This window comes from Streptomyces sp. NPDC006309, assembly GCF_040613095.1.
Classification (GTDB): Bacteria; Actinomycetota; Actinomycetes; order Streptomycetales; family Streptomycetaceae; genus Streptomyces.
On the sequence record NZ_JBEXRO010000002.1, the window covers coordinates 1 to 18,580 of the forward strand.

At 74.1% G+C, this 18,580-nt stretch carries 17 protein-coding genes and 1 pseudogene; 8 read left to right on the forward strand and 10 right to left on the reverse strand.

Going from position 1 to position 18,580, the window contains the following annotated elements; all coding sequences use genetic code 11:
- The first annotated feature begins 201 nt into the window (after positions 1-201).
- The 5 genes and pseudogenes from ABZ117_RS02605 to ABZ117_RS02625 all read left to right on the forward strand — a co-directional run.
- A complete protein-coding gene (locus tag ABZ117_RS02605) occupies positions 202-750 on the forward strand; it encodes a DUF2231 domain-containing protein (protein WP_356816652.1) in 549 nt (182 codons plus the stop codon).
- Positions 751-885: 135 nt separating this feature from the next.
- Complete coding sequence (locus tag ABZ117_RS02610) at positions 886-1,344, forward strand: hypothetical protein (protein ID WP_356816654.1); 459 nt, start codon at positions 886-888, stop codon at positions 1,342-1,344.
- A 1-nt stretch (position 1,345) separates the two neighbouring features.
- Positions 1,346-2,014, forward strand: coding sequence for a GTP cyclohydrolase I FolE (gene folE / locus ABZ117_RS02615; RefSeq protein ID WP_356816656.1), 669 nt, complete (start codon positions 1,346-1,348; stop codon positions 2,012-2,014).
- A 72-nt stretch (positions 2,015-2,086) separates the two neighbouring features.
- On the forward strand, positions 2,087-2,443 hold the full coding sequence (locus tag ABZ117_RS02620; protein WP_356816658.1) for an ArsC/Spx/MgsR family protein: 357 nt from the start codon (positions 2,087-2,089) through the stop codon (positions 2,441-2,443).
- A gap of 131 nt (positions 2,444-2,574) precedes the next feature.
- Positions 2,575-3,083 (forward strand): annotated as a pseudogene (locus ABZ117_RS02625) (CHAT domain-containing protein); the annotation flags it as partial.
- Positions 3,084-3,264: 181 nt separating this feature from the next.
- On the opposite strand, the gene ABZ117_RS02630 reads toward ABZ117_RS02625, so the two are convergent.
- The 8 genes from ABZ117_RS02630 to ABZ117_RS02665 all read right to left on the reverse strand — a co-directional run bounded on the left by ABZ117_RS02630 (position 3,265) and on the right by ABZ117_RS02665 (position 14,401).
- Positions 3,265-5,163 carry an SWIM zinc finger family protein gene (locus ABZ117_RS02630; protein WP_356816660.1) on the reverse strand — a complete coding sequence of 633 codons (1,899 nt, stop codon included), beginning with the start codon at positions 5,161-5,163 and terminating at the stop codon, positions 3,265-3,267.
- 650 nt (positions 5,164-5,813) lie between these two features.
- Positions 5,814-8,669: an SNF2-related protein gene (locus ABZ117_RS02635; RefSeq protein WP_356816662.1), complete on the reverse strand. Its 2,856-nt coding sequence runs from the start codon at positions 8,667-8,669 to the stop codon at positions 5,814-5,816.
- 98 nt (positions 8,670-8,767) lie between these two features.
- The gene (locus tag ABZ117_RS02640; protein WP_356816663.1) at positions 8,768-9,349 is read right to left on the reverse strand and encodes a sugar kinase; all 582 of its coding nucleotides are present in this window, start codon (positions 9,347-9,349) and stop codon (positions 8,768-8,770) included.
- Complete coding sequence (locus tag ABZ117_RS02645; RefSeq protein WP_356816665.1) at positions 9,346-10,491, reverse strand: ROK family glucokinase; 1,146 nt, start codon at positions 10,489-10,491, stop codon at positions 9,346-9,348. Before ABZ117_RS02645 ends, ABZ117_RS02640 begins: the two co-directional genes overlap by 4 nt.
- A 141-nt stretch (positions 10,492-10,632) precedes the next feature.
- Positions 10,633-11,403, reverse strand: a complete 771-nt coding sequence (locus ABZ117_RS02650) for an ATP-binding cassette domain-containing protein (protein ID WP_356816667.1) — start codon at positions 11,401-11,403, stop codon at positions 10,633-10,635.
- The gene (locus ABZ117_RS02655; RefSeq protein ID WP_356816669.1) at positions 11,400-12,440 is read right to left on the reverse strand and encodes an ABC transporter permease; all 1,041 of its coding nucleotides are present in this window, start codon (positions 12,438-12,440) and stop codon (positions 11,400-11,402) included. Before ABZ117_RS02655 ends, ABZ117_RS02650 begins: the two co-directional genes overlap by 4 nt.
- Positions 12,437-13,441 (reverse strand): sugar ABC transporter substrate-binding protein, encoded by a 1,005-nt coding sequence (locus ABZ117_RS02660; RefSeq protein WP_356816671.1) that lies wholly within the window; start codon positions 13,439-13,441, stop codon positions 12,437-12,439. Before ABZ117_RS02660 ends, ABZ117_RS02655 begins: the two co-directional genes overlap by 4 nt.
- 210 nt (positions 13,442-13,651) lie before the next feature.
- Positions 13,652-14,401 (reverse strand): GntR family transcriptional regulator, encoded by a 750-nt coding sequence (locus ABZ117_RS02665; protein WP_356817380.1) that lies wholly within the window; start codon positions 14,399-14,401, stop codon positions 13,652-13,654.
- Between the two features lie 118 nt (positions 14,402-14,519).
- Here ABZ117_RS02665 and ABZ117_RS02670 point away from each other — a divergent pair, with 118 nt between their 5' ends.
- Together ABZ117_RS02670 and ABZ117_RS02675 are read left to right on the forward strand one after the other, a co-directional pair.
- Positions 14,520-15,542, forward strand: a complete 1,023-nt coding sequence (locus ABZ117_RS02670; RefSeq protein ID WP_356816673.1) for a Gfo/Idh/MocA family oxidoreductase — start codon at positions 14,520-14,522, stop codon at positions 15,540-15,542.
- 343 nt (positions 15,543-15,885) lie between these two features.
- Positions 15,886-16,050 carry a hypothetical protein gene (locus ABZ117_RS02675; RefSeq protein ID WP_356816674.1) on the forward strand — a complete coding sequence of 55 codons (165 nt, stop codon included), beginning with the start codon at positions 15,886-15,888 and terminating at the stop codon, positions 16,048-16,050.
- Positions 16,051-16,092: 42 nt separating this feature from the next.
- On the opposite strand, the gene ABZ117_RS02680 is transcribed toward ABZ117_RS02675, so the two are convergent.
- Together ABZ117_RS02680 and ABZ117_RS02685 are read right to left on the reverse strand one after the other, a co-directional pair.
- Positions 16,093-16,806: a response regulator transcription factor gene (locus ABZ117_RS02680; protein ID WP_356816676.1), complete on the reverse strand. Its 714-nt coding sequence runs from the start codon at positions 16,804-16,806 to the stop codon at positions 16,093-16,095.
- A gap of 85 nt (positions 16,807-16,891) precedes the next feature.
- Complete coding sequence (locus ABZ117_RS02685; RefSeq protein ID WP_356816678.1) at positions 16,892-18,154, reverse strand: histidine kinase; 1,263 nt, start codon at positions 18,152-18,154, stop codon at positions 16,892-16,894.
- Between the two features lie 178 nt (positions 18,155-18,332).
- Here ABZ117_RS02685 and ABZ117_RS02690 point away from each other — a divergent pair, with 178 nt between their 5' ends.
- Positions 18,333-18,533 (forward strand): hypothetical protein, encoded by a 201-nt coding sequence (locus ABZ117_RS02690; protein ID WP_356816679.1) that lies wholly within the window; start codon positions 18,333-18,335, stop codon positions 18,531-18,533.
- The last annotated feature ends 47 nt before the right edge of the window (positions 18,534-18,580 follow it).

Here is an 18,580-nt window from a genome sequence, read left to right on the forward strand (position 1 = left end):
CCGCGACCCCTCGCTCAGAACGCTGACGGACTCGATCGCGCCGGGGGCCGCATCGGCCGGTGCTGTCGGTTCAGAAGCCACAGCACCACGGTAACGCCCGTTCGTATAGGCACAAGAGTTCTTTTAGCTCTGTGAGCTGCACACCTTGACGACCTCCCGCAATAACACCAAGATTTGTTGGTGAAACCAGAGGAGGTCGCGATGACTCATGAGTCACAGCTCCAGGCGAAACGTCCGGTCAGCGCGTCGCTCGCCGGCCCGTACGGCCATCCGTTCCACCCGATCCTCGTCACCGTGCCGATCGGCGCCTGGGTGACCAGCCTGGTGTTCGACATCGCTTCCCACGTCGTCAACCGCCCGGGCTTCCTGACCCAGGGCTCGGAGTGGCTGATCGCGGTCGGCGTGATCGGAGCCCTGCTGGCGGCCACCGTCGGATTCCTCGACCTGTTCGCGATCCCCACCGGCACCCCGGCCTTTCGCACGGCCTTGGTCCACATGACGTTGAACCTGCTGGTGACGGTCGCCTACGCCGTCAACTTCCTGTGGCGCTACAGCACCTACACCGACGGCGGGAGTGTCGGCCCGGGCAAACTCATCCTGTCCGCGATCAGCCTGGCCGCCCTGGGAGTCTCGGGTTTCCTGGGCGGCAAGCTCGCCTACCGCTACGGCGTACGGGTCGCCGACGAAAACACCCAGGCCGAGGGATACACACCCCGGCACGGCACGGGAGACCCCCGCTCAGCCGTGTGACCCGGCCCCCGACCCGCCACAGCGCGGCCCCGCCCGGGCGGCTGGGGCCGGCCGGCTCTTCTCGACACCGACACCGACACCGACACCGACACCGATGTCGAGCTATCGACATCGACACTCACTCGGGAGTTCCCCATGGACATCGCCGCACTGATCGCCTGGGTGGTCACCGCCCTCGGCGGCTTCTACATGCTCGGCACCTGGATCCGGCGCGGCGGCGTCCGGCAGCAGCAGTCCGGCACCAGCCGCCTGCCCGCGCCCGTCATCTTCGGGCACTTCGCCCTGGCCGCGATCGGGCTCGTGGTGTGGATCATCTATGTCGTGGCCGACAAGAGCGCCCTGGCCTGGACCGCCTTCGGCCTGCTCCTGCCGGTCGCCCTGCTGGGATTCGTGATGCTGGCCCGCTGGGTCCCCGTCTACCGCGACCGGGCCGCGGTGCCGGCGACCCCGGCCGCCGCAACGGCCCAGGGAGCCGACGCGTCCGTACCGGCCGAACGTCACTTCCCGCTGCCGGTCGTCCTCGCACACGGACTGTTCGCCGTCGTCACCCTCGTCCTGGTCCTGCTCACCGCCCTGGGCATCGGGGGCAGCTGAGATGACCGAACGCCCGCACAGCACCACCTCCCGAATAAGCCCGCACGAAGACCCGCTTGACGAGGAAGGAGCCGTACCCGCGCGGTCCCACCTCCGGGTCGTGCACGAGCCCGGCACCGTCGACCTGGCCGCGGCGGAAGCCGCGGCCGGCCAGTTCCTCGACGCCCTCGGCATCTCCACCGCCTCGGACAGCCTGCGCGGCACCCCCGGCCGCATGGCCCGCGCGTACGCCGAACTGTTCAGCCCGCGCCCCTTCGACCTGACCACCTTCCCCAACGACGAGGGCTACGACGAGCTCGTCCTGGCCCGCCGCATCCCCGTACGCTCGGTGTGCGAACACCATCTGCTGCCGTTCGTCGGCACGGCGCACGTCGGCTACCTGCCCGGCACCCGCATCCTCGGCCTGTCCAAGCTGGCGCGCGTCGTCGAACACTTCGCCTGCCGGCCGCAGGTCCAGGAACGGCTGACCAAGCAGGTCGCCGACTGGCTACAGACCCACCTGGAGCCCAAGGGCGTCGGCGTGGTCATCGAGGCCGAACACTCCTGCATGACCCTGCGCGGTGTCCAGGCCACCGGATCGAGCACCATGACCTCCACCCTGCTGGGCCTGCTGCGTTCCGACGCCCGCTCCCGCAGTGAGTTCCTGGCCCTGACCGGCGCGACCACCTGACCGGCGTGACCACCTCCTGACCACCGGCGCCGCCGCACGTGGCCCGGCCCGAACATCGGAACATCACGGCACATGGAAATCTGGATCAACCCTGCCTGCTCGAAGTGCAGCTCCGCCCTGTCCCTGCTGGACGCGGAGGGCGCCCGGTACACCGTGCGGCGCTATCTGGAAGAGCCGCCCACTGCGGACGAACTCGAGCGGGTGCTCGCCCTGCTGCAACTGGAACCCTGGGACATCACCCGGCTCTCCGAACCGGCCGCGGCCGAGCTGGGCATGGAGACATGGGAACGGGACACCGCGCACCGCGACCGCTGGATCGAGGCCCTGGCCACCCGGCCGATCCTGATCCAACGCCCGATCATCACGGCGGACGACGGCACAGCGGTCGTAGGCCGCTCACCCGATGCCGTACGGTCGGCCCTGCGCTGAGAGACGACTGCCAGGTCCTTGCGCCGGGGCGCAGTTCGGTGAGCGAGCCGCGGACGCGGCACCCGGTGCGGTCGGGCCCCGGTGCACTGACCTGTCCTGGATCAGTGACGGCGCCCGGCCGGGAACCGTGGCCGGGCGGCCATCAGCCGGTGGCGGTCGTGCACGTGTCCTGCCACGGCGTGGCCGGTCCGAGTCCTATGCGGTCCGCGCTGTCGCCGGCCGACGGGGAGCTGACCGTCGCCCGGATCCTGGAACACGCCGCGGCCGCGGCGCCCGGCCCGGACTGTCCGCTGGTCGTGCTCAGCTCCTGCGAGACCGATCTGAGCACGGGCGACCACGACCGCTGGCCCTCTCCACCGCCCTGGTCGCCGGGGGCGCGGCCGACGTGGTCGGCTCCCGCTGGGCCGTCGACGACAGCGCGACCGCGCTGCTGATGGCCGTCTTCCACCACCTGCTCACCGGCCAGGACCTCGCTCCCACTGACGCGTTGCGCGCGGCCCAGCTGTGGATGCTCGGCCCGGACCGGCGGCCCCCGCCCGGCCTGGACGACCCACTGCGCCGCGAGGCCGCCCACGCCGACCTGCACGAGATCCACCGGTGGGCCGCCTTCACCCACCAGGGCAACCCCGCGGCACGCTGAGGAGGACGCCCCCAGCGGCGGCTCGGGTCTGGCGGTCCCGGAGGTCGCGGAGGTGCCGCTGCGGCATCCCGCAGTCGAGCGGACCGCGGTGATCGGCATCCCGGACGACCTGGCTCGCGAGGTCAGCAGGCCCCGCCGGGCGCGGGTGGGGCGGTGACGCCCGCTCCGGTGCCGGTGCCGGTCACAGGCCGTCCGGTGCGCCGAGCCCGGTGAGGGCGCCCACCGGGTCCAGGTCGGGAGTGCCACGGGGCCACCAGTCGTCCTGGCCGGGCTCCGACTCGTAGGCGTACCACAGGCCGTCGCGGCCCAGGCGGAGCTGGACGTGGCCGCGCGGGTGGGTGAGACGGTTGTGCCAGGGGCGGAACGCCGGGAGGTCGGCGGCGAGCAGCAGCGGACGGGCCCGGTCGAAGCGGCCGGCCGGCGGATCCCAGTGCTCCTCCAGGACGGCCAGCCCCTCCACGCCGCCCTGCCGCCAGGCCGCGACGGCCCGCGCCAGGTCGGCCGGGGTGCGGCCGGCCGCACCGGCCAGCGTGGCGTACAGCGTGCGGGTGCCGGCGGTCAGCCCGGAACCGGGGCGGGCCGCGGCGAGGCGCACCGCGTCCTGCCACAGGGTCAGCCCGCCGACCGGATCGCGTCCCGTACCCAGCAGCGCGTGGGCGCGGGCGGCGGCGTCGGTCGCCAGCTGGTCCAGCGCGAAGGGATCCGGGCCGCCGGGCGCCGACGGATACACCGGAGGCTGCTCGGGATGCGGTGGCACCGGCAACGGCGGAGGCAGCGGCGGCAGTCGGCGCGGGACGAGAGCGTCCACGGCCCGGACGCCGGGCAGGGACTCGGGCTGCCGGTCCTGCGCGGCACGGGCCGCGCGGGCGGCGCTGCGCCGGGACAGCGCGTCGAGCAGCTCCTTCTCGCCCCGACCGCGGAGCAGCAGCAGCACGAACGGGTCGGCATCGAGGAGGCGGGCCGTCTGGTAGCAGAGGGCGGCGGCGTGCTTGCAGGGGTGGCCCGAGTCGGGACAGCTGCACCGGGGCGCGAGGTCACCGGGACCGGGCAGCAGGCCGACACCGCAGTCGGCGAGGGAGTGGGGCAGCTCCTTGTCGAGCAGCGCCGCGATGTGTCCCGGCCGGTCGGCCGCCGCGTCCAGGAAACGCTCCCAGTCCTCGTCCTCCAGCGTCCGTAGCCGCACCTGGACGCGGTAGGGCCGGGGCCGGCTGCCGCGCACGTACGCCAGCACCAGACCCGGGGTGACGGTGATCGCGTCCACATGTCCCTGGTCCGCGTAACCACGGCCACGCGCCAGCCGCCTGGGATCCAGCGCCCCCTGCTCCAGCGCCTCCACCCAGGCGTTCCCCCACCAGGTCCCCGCGAACGGCTCCCCGTCCCCGCCGGCCTCCCGCGGCCCGAACGCCGGGAACGTACGCCGTAGTTCGGTGTCCCGGTGCGGGGTGGCCATGCTGGCGGGCACCTTCGCGGCCGCGGACCCGCGAACGACCGACGCGGACACCGAGCCAGCGGGCACGGGCCCGGCGGAGGCGTGCCCGGCGGGGGCGGAACCAACGGGCCAGAGCGCGGGGGCCGGTGAGGAAGGCGCGGGAGCCGAGGCGGCCGGGGCCGAGGCGGCGGAGGGTGCCTCGGGCGCGGGTGACGCGGTCGAGGGCACGGGCCGCGACGCCGACGGCATGGGCGCCGGGGAGGCGGGCGTCGACGGCGTGGGCGGGGAGGCGGGCGCAGGCGCCGGGGGCATGGCCGGCGCCGGGGGCATGGATGTCGGAGGGGTGGGCGGCTGTGTGACCGGAGACGCCGAAGAGGGCTGCTCGGTGGGTGTGGTCGTGGCCCGGGTGGGCTCCTGGGGCGCCATCGGCCCCCCGGACTCCCCCGCCCTCTTGGACTCCACCGTCCTCTCAGGGTCCACCGACCCCTCGGCCGCGACGTCCCTCACAGACTCCCCGGAGCCCTCCGCCGCCACGCCCCCCTCACACTCCACCGACCCCTCGGCCGCCAAGCCCCCTTCGACCTCCGCCCCCTCCTCCGGTGTTTCCGCCGACGTGGGCATGCGGAAGGCGTTCGCCAAGTAGTGCCGCATGTCCTGTACGGCCCTGGTCCTGGCGCCCTCGCTGCCCTCCCCCGGTGCGGACGGGGAACCCGGCCCAAAGGGACCGGAACGCGGAGGGACGCGCCGCCCACGCCGGCGCTCCTCCGCCTCCGTGCTCAGGGCTTCCCGCCGGGCCGCGCGCAGCGCCTCGCGGGCGACATCACCGGGACGCCTGCCCGCGGCACCGGCCGGCGCCGCCTCCGGCGCCGTGGCCTCGGCGCGGGCGTCGGTCCCCGGTGCCGGACCGGCGGCCGGCGGTGTGACGCCGTTGTCCCGGCGCGTGGCAACGGCGGCCCTGAGCGCAGCGCGCGCCACCTCGGCCGCCTCAGGCTCACCGCCATCCGGCAGCACCGCCCGGTCCTCTTCACTCGCCCCCGGCTCACCACCGCCCGGAGCCACGGCACGCGTCCCGTCTCCCGCCCCGGGGTCCCCACCGCCGGGCAGCGCCGCCCGCTCACCGCCACCCCGAACCTCCGCACGCGCCCCCTCGCCCGGGTTCGGCTCCACGGGGCCGGGGATCTGCGTCGGGTCCGTGGCCGGGTGGTGGGCCTGAGGGGTCGGTGGCCGGGTGTCGGCCTCGGGGCGGTTCCTGGCCGCCCGCAGGGCCCGGCGGGCGGCGTCGCCGGGGCGGTCGGCGGCCGTCACCGGGTCCTCCGCAGGGAGACGAGGTCGGACAGTTCACGGTCGGTCAGTTCGGTGAGCGCGGCCTCACCGGAGCCGAGGACGGCGTCCGCGAGGGCGCGCTTCGCGGCGAGCATCTCGGCGATGCGGTCCTCGACGGTGCCCTCGGTGACCAGGCGGTGGACCTGGACGGGCTGGGTCTGTCCGATGCGGTAGGCACGGTCGGTGGCCTGCTCCTCGACGGCCGGGTTCCACCAGCGGTCGAAGTGGACGACATGGCCCGCGCGGGTGAGGTTCAGGCCGGTGCCGGCGGCCTTGAGGGAGAGGACGAGGACCGGGGTCTCGCCGCTCTGGAAGCGGTCGACCATGCGCTCACGCTCGGGTACCGGAGTGCCGCCGTGCAGGAGGTCCATGGGGATGGCGCGGGCGGACAGGTGGGCGGCGAGGAGGCGGGCCATGCCGACGTACTGGGTGAAGACGAGCGCGGAGCCGTCCTCGGCGAGCAGGGTGTCCAGCAGTTCGTCCAGGAGGGCGAGTTTGCCCGAGCGGGCGGCCAGGCCGTCGGGGCGCGGCTGCTCCTTCAGGTACAGCGCCGGGTGGTCGCAGATCTGCTTGAGGGCGCCGAGCAGCTTCAGCACCAGGCCCCGGCGGGCCATGCCCCCGGCGGTCTCGATGGCCAGCATCGACTCGCGCACCACCGCCTCGTACAGCGCGGCCTGTTCCCGGGTGAGCGGCACCGGGTGGTCGGTCTCGGTCTTGGGCGGCAGTTCGGGGACGATACCGGGGTCGGACTTCTTGCGGCGCAGCAGGAAGGGCCGGACCAGGCGGGAGAGGCGCTCGATCGCTTCGGTGTCCTCGCCGTTCTCCACCGCCCGGGCGTGCCGGGCGCGGAAGGACTTCAGCGGGCCGAGGAGGCCGGGGGTGGTCCAGTCGAGCAGGGCCCACAGTTCGGAGAGGTTGTTCTCCACGGGGGTGCCGGTGAGTGCCACGCGCGCGGGGGCGGGAATGGTGCGCAGCGCCTTCGCGGTGGCCGAGTACGGGTTCTTCACGTGCTGCGCCTCGTCGGCGACGACCATGCCCCAGGGCTGCTCGGCGAGTCGCGCGGCGGTGGAGCGCATCGTGCCGTACGTGGTGAGGAGGAAGCCGCCGGCGAGGTCGTCCAGGGTGCGGTCGGGGCCGTGGAAGCGGCGGACGGGGACGCCGGGCGCGAACCGGGTGATCTCGCGCTGCCAGTTGCCGAGGAGGGAGGCCGGGCAGACGACGAGGGTCGGTTCGGTGCGGGCCCGCTTGAGGTGCAGGGCGATGAGGGTGACGGTCTTGCCGAGGCCCATGTCGTCGGCGAGGCAGCCGCCGAGGCCGAGGGAGGTCATGAGGTCGAGCCAGGCGAGGCCGCGCCGCTGGTAGTCGCGCAGGGTGGCGTGCAGGCCGGGGGGCGGGTCGGCGGGGTGCAGGCCCGCGGTGAGGCGGTCGCGGAGGGTGGCGAGCGCGCCGGCGGGTACGGCCTCGACGGTCTCGCCGTCGACCTCGGCGGTGCCGGTGAGGGCGACGGACAGCGCGTCGACGGGATCGAGCAGGCCCAGTTCGCGTTTGCGGGCCTTGCGGACGAGGGCGGGGTCGACGAGCACCCAGCGGTCCCGGAGCCGTACGACGGGGCGGTGGGCCTCGGCGAGGGTGTCCATCTCGGCCTCGCTGAGCGGGTCGCCGCCGAGTGCCAGCTGCCAGCGGAACCGGAGCAGCTCCTCGCTCTCGAAGAAGCCGGTGCCGTCGGTCGCCGAACCGGGCGCCGGCCTGACCACCGCGGCGGCGGTCAGGCCGCGGGCGAGGTCGCGGGGCCAGTGGACGGCGACTCCGGCGGCGGCCAGCCGGCTCGCGGCGACGCCGAGCAGTTCGCCCAGCTCTTCCTCGCAGAGGGCAAGGACGTCGGGTACGTCCTGCTGGGCGAGGCGGTCCAGGGGCGGCCACACGCGGGCGGCGCGCCGTACGGCCAGGGCCGCGTCGACGCGCGCGCGGGGGCCGAACGCCGTGTCGGCCTCTCCGGCCCACAGGGCCGCCGCGTCGGCCACCAGGGTGGGGTCGGCGAGGCTGTGGACCTGCACGATGGCGGCTCCCGCGGCGCGCGCGTCCTCGTGCGCGCCGGCGTCGAACACGTCGTACGCGGACAGGTCCAGGCGCAGGGAGATGCGGACGCCGGCGTCCATGCCGGCGGCGACCTCGGCGGCCCAGGCGTGCGCCCCGGGCAGGGCCTGCGGCTCGCGGGCGGCGAACGGGCGGCCGGCTGCGGCGAAGGCCGCGGGGGTGCGGGGCAGGGTGTCGGCGACCGCGTCCAGGAAGGCGCGGACCAGGGCCTCGGGTTCGGGCAGCCGGAGCGCCCCCGGGCCCGGGAGGGGCACGGCGTGGCCCTCGGGGGGCAGGGCGGCGGCGATCGCGCGCAGGTGGGCGATGTCGTCGGGTTCCAGTGGGCCGGCCCGCCAGGCGTCGTGGCCGGCGGGGGTCAGGCCGGGGAGCAGCCGGCCGCGGGCGACGAGCCGCAGGGCGTGCAGGGCGGCGGCGCCCCAGCAGGCGGTGGCCGGGTGGGCGGCCGGGTCGCGGCGGGCGCGGACCAGCAGCGGCAGGGCCTCGGCGAGCGGCAGGGTCAGCGCGGGCACCTGCGCGCGGCGCACGCCGGCACCGTGGCGTCGTACGACCGTCAGTTCCTGGGCGTCGGTCCCGGCCGCGGCGGGCAGTGGGTCGCCGTCGGGGTCCCAGAAGGCGAGGCGGCCCTCGCGCGGCAGGGGCGCGGGCAGGTAGACGGACGCGAGGCGCGCCGGGACCGGGTGCCCGGGGTCCGTCTCCGGGCCGCCTCCCGTGCGCTCGGCGAGCGCCGTCGTGCCGTCCATATGTCCTGCCACCTCCCGTCCGGGTGCCCGTTCGCGATGTCTTCGACTCTACGGGCGGGGTCTGACAGTCGGCTCCGGGGGCGGGGCGGGGCCGGTGGTCAGGGGACCGTGCGGGAGACGACGAACACCATCGGGCGTTCCGGGTCGGACAGGTTGACGACCACGTCCTGGGTGGGCGCCGGGTTCTTCTGCGCGTGGGTCAGGCCCCACCAGGGGCCGGGGCCGGTGAAGGTCCAGCCGCTGACCTTCCGGTCGCGTTCGCCGACGGCGATCTCGTTCTTCCTCAGCTGGTCCCGGCGCGCGCCCATGGTCTGGAGGAAGCTGTCCAGGCCGGCGGGGTTGGTGCGGAACTGCACGTAGAGGCGGCTGGTCTTCCAGTTGTTGGTCTCGTAGGAGGCGATGTCGTCGGCGGGGTGGGGGACGGTCACCTGGTAGAGGCGGCGCTGCACCTTCGACGGCCAGCCCGGGGTGAGGCCGGTCGCCGAGTACTTCTCCTCCTTGTCCTTGCCGCTGTTGCGGCTCTGGTTGGCGGAGATCACCAGGTAGCCGGCCGGTACGCCGATGAGCAGGACGATGATCAGCAGGGTGAGCGCCCGGCGTCTGGCCTTGTGGCGCGGGTCCTCGGCCGGCCGGCGGGGTCGGTCCGGCGGGGGGGCCTGGCGGGGCAGCGCCGCGGTCATGCCGTGTCCGCGTCGCGGCGGGACTGGGTGTAGCGCTCATAGCGGTCGTGGCGTTCCACGCGGCGGCGTTTGGCGCGGCGGAACCGGCGGGCGACCAGCCGGGCCAGGTCGGCGGCGCCCACCATGCCCGCCTCGGGACCGAGCTGGGCGCGGGTGATGCGGGCCTCGGGCCGGTATCCGCGGCCGGTGAGGTGGCGTTTGAAGGCTTCCCGGGCGGGGCCGATGAGCAGGTCGTCGGCGGCCGAGACACCGCCGCCGATGACGAAGCAGGAGGGGTCGAGGGCGGCGGCGAGGTTGGCGATGCCGACGCCGAGCCACTGCCCGATGTCCTGGAGCAGCTCCACGCACATCGCGTCGCCCTCGCGGGCCAGCTCGGTGATCATGGGGCCGGTGATGTCGCCGATGTTGCCGTTGACGTGCTCGATGATCCCGTAGGCCACCGGGGAGTCGGCGGCGGCCAGCTCCCTGGCCTCGCGGACGAGCGCGTTGCCGGAGCTGTACTGCTCCCAGCAGCCGCGGTTGCCGCACGGGCAGCGGTGTCCCTGGGGGACGACCTGCATGTGGCCGAACTCGCCGGCGACGCCGAACTTGCCGCGCTTGACCTGGCCGTCCTCCAGGATGGCGCCGCCGATGCCGGTACCGAGGGTGATCATGACGAGGTGGTCCTCGCCGCGGCCGGCGCCGAAGCGCCACTCCGCCCAGGCGGCGGTGTTGGCGTCGTTGTCGACGAGGACGGGCACGGAGAGCCGGCTGGCGAGGCGGTCGCGCAGGGGCTCGTTGCGCCAGGAGAGGTGGGGCGCGAACAGGACGCGGTTGCGGTCGGCGTCGACCCAGCCGGCGGCGCCGATGCCGACCGCGTGCACGTCGTGCCGGTCGGAGAGGTCCAGGACGAGTTCGGCGATGGTGTCCTCGACGACCTTGGGGCTCTTGGACTTGTCCGGGGTCTCCGTGCGGAGCTTCTCCAGGATGTTGCCGTCGGCGTCCACGACGCCCGCCATGACCTTGGTGCCGCCGATGTCGATGCCCACCGTCGGCACCCGGGGTGCGGTCAGGTGGGACCGGCGTTCGCGGGTGCCGACCGTACGGAGCACGGGGGCCCGGCGGGAGCCGATGGGGGCGGTGAGGTCGCGGTAGGTGCTCATCGCTTGTCGATTCTGCCGCACGCTCACGCTGAGTGCTGCGCGGGGCGGGACGAGGCAGTGCCCGTCCGGTGCCGGGCGAGGCCGCGGCCCGGCCGGCCGCGGCCTCGCGCGCAGCCGCGCGCCGGGCCGGGCCCGCGTCGCTCAGCTGCGCTGTAGTTCGTGGCGCAGGGTCTCCAGGTCGGATCCGCCCGCCATCTGGCGCGTCAGCTCGTCCAGGGTGATCTCGTCCCGTGTGTGGTTTCCCACCATGGTGCCGCGCCGGAGCAGCACGAACCTGTCCCCCACCAGATACGCGTGCTGCGGGTTGTGGGTGATCAAGACAACGCCCAGGCCCTCGTCACGTGCGGCAGCCACATATTTCAGCACCACACCGGACTGCTTCACGCCCAGGGCCGCGGTCGGCTCGTCCAGGACCAGGACCTTCGCGCCGAAGTGGACGGCGCGGGCGATCGCCACGCACTGGCGTTCGCCGCCGGAGAGGGTGCCGATGGGCTGGTCGACGTCGCGTAGGTCGATGCCCATGCGGAGCAGGGCCTCGCGGGTGGTGCGGCGCATGAGGCCGGTGTCCAGGCGCCTGAAGGGGCCCGCGCCCGTGCGGGGCTCGGAGCCGAGGAAGAAGTTGCGCCAGACCGGCATGAGGGGGACGACGGCGAGGTCCTGGTAGACGGTGGCGATGCCGCGGTCCAGGGCGTCCCGGGGCGAGGAGAGGGTGGTCTCCTCGCCCTCGATGCGCAGGGTGCCGGTGTCGTGCCGGTGCAGACCGGCGATCACCTTGATCAGCGTCGACTTGCCCGCGCCGTTGTCGCCGAGGACGCAGGTGATCTCGCCCGCGCGGACCTCCAGGGAGACCCCTTCGAGGGCGCGGACGGTGCCGTAGCGCTTGCTGACGCCGGTCAGCTCGACGAGTGTCACTTGGAGGCCTCCGCGCGCTTGCGGACCCAGGCGTTGAGCAGGGTCGCGAGGAGCAGCATCGCTCCGAGGAAGAACTTGAACCAGTCGGGGTTCCACTCGGCGAAGACGATGCCCTTGCTGGTCATGCCGAACAGGAGCGCGCCCACGGCGGAGCCGACCGCGCTGCCGTAGCCGCCGGTGATCAGGCAGCCGCCGATGACGGCCGCGATGATGTAGATCAGCTCGTTGCCGACGCCCTCGCCGGACTGGACGGCGTCGAAGGAGAAGAGCAGGTGCTGGCCGGAGATCCAGGCGCCGAGGGCGACGCCCATGTAGAGGCCGATCTTGGTACTGGCGACCGGGACACCGACCGCGCGGGCCGCGTCCTCGTTGCCGCCGACGGCGAAGATCCAGTTGCCGGTGCGGGTGCGCAGCAGGATCCACGAGGCGACGGCCACCAGGCCGAGCCACCACAGGATGGTGACCTTGACGCCGACGCCGCCGACGGTGAGCGTCGAGGCGAAGACGGCGTGGGCGCTCGGGAAGCCCTCCATGTCGCCGATGGTCTTGGTGGAGACGGTGCCGTCGATCAGCTTGGTGAAGCCGAGGTTCATGCCGGTCAGCATGAGGAAGGTGCCGAGGGTGACGATGAAGCTGGGCAGCTTCGTGCGGGTGAGCACGAAGCCGTTGAAGGCGCCGACGGCCAGGGTGACCAGCAGGGACACGCCGACGCCGACCCAGGCGTTCGCCGTCATCTGGTAGCTGAACATCGAGGAGACCAGCGCCGAGGACGTCACCAGGACGCCCGCCGACAGGTCGAACTCGCCGCCGATCATCAGCAGGGCCACGGGTACGGCCATGATGCCGATGGTCGAGGAGGCGTAGAGGACCGTGCTGAGGCTGGAGGCGCGCAGGAAGCCGTCGGCGGCGCAGGCGAAGAAGACGAGGACGGCGAGGGCGCCGACGGCGGAGCCCAGTTCCGGGCGGGAGAGCAGTCGCCGCAGCGACGAGGCCGGGAGCAGCCTCTCGTCGGCGGCCGGTTCCGTGGCCGCGCTCATCGCGTGCCCCGCTCGGTGTAGTCCGCCAGCGCGGACGCCTGGTCCCTGGTGATGATCTGCGGGCCGGTCAGGACCGGCTTGCCGCCGCCGAGGACGTCGCCGTTGTACTTGTACAGCCACAGCAGGTCGACGGCCTGGTAGCCCTGGAGGTACGGCTGCTGGTCCACGGCGAAGCCGAGGGTGCCGTTCTTCAGCGAGGCCGCGACCGTGGCGTTGAGGTCGAAGGTGTCGATCTCGGCCTTGCTGCCCGCGTCCGACCGGGCCTTGACGGCGGTGTCGGCGTAGGGCGCGCCGAGGGTGACGACGGAGTCGACGGACTTGTCGGCCTGGAGCTTGGCCTCGATCGCGGACTGGACGTCGGGCATGTCGGTGCCGTTGACGTAGAGCTTCTGGAGCTTGCCGCGGAAGGTCTCGGCGACGCCGTCGCAGCGCTGCTCGTGGCCGACGTTGCCCTGCTCGTGCAGCACGCACAGGGCCTTCTTCTTCCCGCGCCGGTTCAGCTCGTCGCCGACGGCCTCGCCGGCGATCGTCTCGTCCTGGCCGATGTGGGTGAGGGCGCCGAATGCCTTGGACTCCTCGGAGCCGGAGTTCACCGTGATCACCGGGATGCCGGCCTTCTCGGCGCGGGCCACGGCGGCCTTCATGGCGTCCGGCTTGGCGAGGGTGACGATGATGCCGTCGACCTTCTTGTCGACGGCCGCGTCCACCAGCTGCGCCTGCTGCTGGGCCTGGTCGTCGTGCGAGTACAGGAACTTGATGTTGTCCTTGACGGCGGCCTGTTCGGCGCCGCTCTGCACGATGTCCCAGAAGGTGTCGCCGTCCCCCGAGTGGGTGATCATCGCGAAGGTCCAGCGCGGGGTGTTCACCGCCGCCCTGCCCTGGGCGGCGGCGGCCTTGCGGGCGTCCTCCGCCCGCTTGCCTCCGGTGCTGCTGCACGCGGCGAGCGACACGGAGAGTGCCCCCGCCAGCGCTATGCCTACCCAGGTCCGAAACCGTGCCACGAGGCCGTGCCCTTCTTGCTGTGCTCTTGCTCTGCTCCGACGTGCGTGAGGGGCGGGCGACCTCTGCCGTCGGCGTGTCCCGGCGGTGACCTCACCAGCCCCAAACACTTCAGTATCGAACACGGGCAGCGGCGGTGAGACGGGCGGGGAGCGTCAGCCGGCCGCTTTGTCCGGACATGAGGACGCCGGGCGCGTACGGACGGGGGCCGGTCAGGACCGTACGAGCAGCTGGAACTCGAAGGAGTAGCGGGTCGGACGGTAGATGTGGTCGCCGAACTCCACCGCGCGGCCGGTGTCGTCGAAGGTGGTGCGCTGCATGGTGAGCAGGGGGGCGCCCTCGCCCTCGGTGAGGCGCTCGGCCTCGGCGGCGGTGGCACCGCGGGCGCCGATGGACTGGCGGGCGCTGTGCAGGGTGATCCCGGCGGAGCGCATCAGCCGGTACAGCCCGGTGGCCTCCAGCCGTCCCGTGTCCAGGTCGAGCAGGCCGGGCGGCAGGTGGTTGATCAGGTACGCCATCGGCTCGCCGTGCGCGAGCCGGAGCCGCTCGACGCGGTGGACGTCGCCGCCCTCGACGACGCCGAGCGCGGCGGCGACCGCGGCGGAGGCCGGGACGACCGTGTTGACCAGCACCGTGGTCGCGGGCCGCTGGCCGGCCGCCGCCAGGTCGTCGTAGAGGCTGCTCAGTTCCAGCGGGCGCTTGACCTGGCTGTGCACGACCTGTGTGCCCACGCCCCGGCGCCGGACGAGGAGACCCTTGTCGACGAGCGACTGGATGGCCTGGCGGACGGTCGGCCGGGAGAGGCCGAGCCGCGCGGCCAGCTCGATCTCGTTGCCCAGCAGACTGCCCGGGGTGAGTCGGCCCTGCTCGATGGCGGCCTCCAGCTGCTGGGCGAGCTGGAAGTACAGCGGCACCGGGGAGCTACGGTCCACGCGGAGGTCGAGCGGTGCGGTCGGGTCCACATCTGGTTTCGGCACGGGCCCGAGCGTAGTCCGGTGCCTGGTTGACGGGAAGTCGTGTAGTCCGATTGTCAGGACATAAGCATTGACAGGGTGCGGGGTGGCCGTTCACTTTGTTTCCATGCGCATCGGGGTCATCGGTACGGGCCGCATCGGCACCCTTCACGCGAGGACGCTCAGCCGTCACCGCGAGGTCGGCTCGCTGATCCTGACGGACGCGGATCCGGCGCGCGCCCAGGAACTGGCCCACCGGCTGGGCGAGACGGCGGCGCCGGGCGTGGACGAGATCTTCAGGTGGGGCGTGGACGCGGTGGTGATCACCACGGCGACGCCGGCCCACGCCGAGCTGATCGGCCGGGCCGCCCGCTCCGGGCTGCCCGTGTTCTGCGAGAAGCCGATCGCCCTGGACCTGCCGGGCACGCTGGCCGCCCTCGCCGAGGTGGAGGCGGCCGGGACGGTGCTGCACATGGGCTTCCAGCGGCGCTTCGACGCGGGCTACGCCGGCGCCCGGGAGGCCGTGCGCGCGGGCCGGCTCGGCCGGCTGCACACCGTGCGGGCCATGACGTGCGACCAGTCCCCTCCCCCGGCCGACTGGCTGCCCGTGTCCGGCGGGCTGTTCCGCGACACGCTGATCCACGACTTCGACGTACTGCGCTGGGTCACGGGCCGCGAGGTGCTCGACGTCTACGCCACCGGGTACGACGGCGGCCCCGGGATGTTCCGCGACGCGGGTGACGTCGGCACCGGAGCGGCGCTGCTCGCCCTGGACGACGGCACCCTGGCGACGGCGACGGCGGCGCGGCTGAACGGCGCCGGGTACGACGTGCGGATGGAGCTGGCCGGGGAGCGGGACACCGTGGTGGTGGGCCTGGACGACCGTACGCCCCTCGCGTCCACCGAGCCGACCGGCCCGCCGCCCGCCGACAAGCCGTGGTCCGGGTTCGTGGACCGGTTCGGACCCGCCTACGAGGCCGAACTCGACGCCTTCGTGGAGGTCGTGCGGGGCGAGCGGCCCAACCCCTGCGACGGCCGGGAGGCGTTGCAGGCGCTGCGGATCGCGGAGGCCTGCGAGATCTCCCGCCGGGAGCGGCGGCCGGTCACCCTGACGGAGGTCCCGGACCGGGCGTCCCCTCCCTACGGCTGACCGGCGGGCGCCGCGCTCACGGGACGGCCCGTCGGATACCAGCGCCTTGGCGGCCTCTGCCGCGAGGCCGAGGGAGGCGACGAAGGGGTGGGCGGGCCCCGGGTCTCGGCCGGGAGCGTGAGTGGACCGCCGAATCGGCCCACGCCCCGCCCGTCCCCGTCGGCCGAACTCCTCGGCGAGCCGGGTATCGGACCGCTTCCCGGGCATCCCCACTCCGAGGAACTCGTCGCGGCCCGGGAGCGCACCCGTGCCGGCATCGCCTCCGAGGGGCCGTTGCGGACCGGGGTACGCCGATGAGGAGGCCGTCTGCACCGCCCCGGTCGCCGGTGGCGTGTCCGGGGCCGTGACAGCCGCGGAGGCGGGCCGGTGGGACGGGCCGGTCTCGGACGACGTCTCGGACGACGTCTCGGGCGACGTCTCGGGCGACGTCTCGGACCGGGTGCTCCTGGCCGACCGGTATGCCGGCATGGCCGTGCGGGCCGGGAGAGCGGCAGCGTCCCCGGGGTGATCCCGCGCGGGGACCTGGCCGCGCGGCGCTTCGGCCGCCCGTTCAGCGACGTCTTCCGGAACCCCTGACCTCTGCCTGCTCCCCGTCGTCGTTCTCCAGCCATCCCGCGTCGTGGGCCAGCAGGGCGATCTGCACCCGGTTGTCGAGGCCGAGCCGCGCGAGGATGCGGGAGACGTGGGTCTTGACGGTGGCCACGCTCATGAACAGCTCGGTCGCGATCCGGGCGTTGGCGAGCCCGCGGCCGACGGCGACGGCCACCTCGCGTTCACGGTCGTTGAGGACGGCGAGGCGTTCCCGCGCGCGTGCGCGCCGCACGTCGGCGGCGCTCCCGGCCGCCTGCCGCATCAGCTGCCGGGTGACGGCGGGCGACAGGACGGGGTCGCCGGCGGCGACCCGGCGCACGGCGTCGACGATCTCGGCGGGCGGGGTGTCCTTCAGCACGAAGCCGGCGGCGCCGGCGCGCAGGGCGTGCAGCACCTGTTCGTCGGCGTGGAAGGTGGTGAGCACCACGACCTGCGGCGCGTCGGGCCGCGCCCGCAGCCGCCGGGTGGCGGTGAGCCCGTCCACCGACGGCATGCGGAGGTCCATGAGGACGACGTCCGGCGCGGTGGTGCGCACGAGTTCCTCGGCCTCCGCGCCGTCGGCGGCCTCCCCGACGATGTCGATGTCCTCGGCCCCGCCGATCATCAGGGCCAGCCCGGCCCGTACGAGGGGGTCGTCGTCCACGAGGAGGAGCCTGATCGGGGTCGCAGTCATGGGGTCACGTAACCACGGCCGGGGGCGGGAACGCAGGGGCCGGACCGGAGCCCGGGGGCACGCGCGCGCGTGCGGCCCGCGGCCGTCACGCCCGGGCCCACGGCAGCCACCCCCGCACCTCGAACCCGCCGTCGGGCCGCGGGCCGTGCTCCAGGTGCCCTCCCGCCAGCGTGGCGCGTTCCCTGAGACCGATCAGACCCTGTCCGGAGCCGGGGACGGGCGGGACCCGGGCGGGCGGGGCGGCGTTGGTGACGGTGACGGTCAGGCCGTCGCCGGGGGTGCCGGCGAGGCGGACCGTGACCTCGGTGCCGGGGGCGTGCTTGCGGGCGTTGGTGAGGGCCTCCTGCGCGATGCGGTAGGCGGTGCGGCCGACGGCGGCGGGGACGGCTGCCGGGTCGGTGACACGGCGTTCGAGGGTGACCTCCATACCGGCCTCGCGGCACTCGGCGACGAGGGCGTCGAGCGCGGCCGGCGTCGGCTGGGACCGCCCGCCGGACGGTTCCTCCGCGTCGCCGGTGCGCAGGACGCCGATGATCTCCCGCAGGTCCTGGAGGGCCTCGTGGGCGCTCTCCCGGATCACGCCGGCGGCGCGCGCGATCTCCTCACGGGACGCGTCCGGCCGGAACTCCAGCGCGCCCGCGTGGACACTGAGCAGGGTGAGCCGGTGGGCCAGGACGTCGTGCATCTCGCGGGCGATGGCCTCCCGGGCCAGCCGCTGGGCCTGCTCGGCGCGCAGCCGGGCCTCGGTCTCCGCCCGCCGGGCCCGGTCCCTCAGGCTCAGCATCAGCATCCGCTTGGAGCGGACGAGCATGCCCCAGCCGATGACGGACACGGTGAGCAGGGAGGTGAACACGACGATGCCGGCGTAGGGCAGGTCGGGGTCGGGCCGCAGCCAGAAGAACAGCGGGGCCAGTGCGAGTCCGGCACCGCCGATCCAGGCGACGTACCGGAAGGGCCGGTGCACGGCGAGGGTGAACAGGACGACCGTCGCTGCGCCGCCCGAGGTGTTGGACAGCAGGCCGACCGGGATCATCGCGACGGCGAGCCCCACCGGCCGGCGGCGGCGCAGCCAGAGGGCGGCGCAGGCCAGGGCGCCCAGGACCTGGTCGAGGACGGCGAGGGAGTGCGGCAGACCCGGTTCGTCGGCCAGGGACCGGGCGGCCGCCAGGCCGATGCCGACGGCCAGCAGGAAGCAGGAGAGGTCGACGATCCAGTCCCGCGCCGTACGCCGCGGCTGCCGGGCGGACGCCTCGCCGTCCGGGTCCAGTTCGTGGATCAGGGCGGAGGGGAACAGCCACCGGCGGCCGGCGAACTCCCGCGCCGCCCGCGCCGGGTCGTCAGTGCTCACGGTCGGCCAATCTACGCACGGACCGCGCACCGCCGCCGCTCCGTGCCCGGATCACCGACCGAAGTCGCGGCACCGTGAACTTTCGGTGGCGGGCGCCGGCCGGAGTGCAGCCGTGCGGCGCAACGGAATCCGCCCCGCGGCCGATGTACAGGGAAGGCCGCGGGGCGAGACTCGTGCCGTGAAAGGTCTGCTGGAAGTTCTCGGATTCGTCGCCCTGGTGCAGGGAGCGCTGGGTCTGGTGCACGAGTTCACCGACTGGGACGTGGGGCTCGTGCAACGGCTCGGCTTCCTCGACGGCTACGGGGTCTGGGCGAGCGCCGCGCTCCTGGTACTGGCGTTCGCGCTGTTCGCCGCCGCGGAGAGCCGGGATCCCGGCTGAGCGCGGGCCGGACGCACCGCTGTGCCGGCCGCACCGCGCGGCCGGCC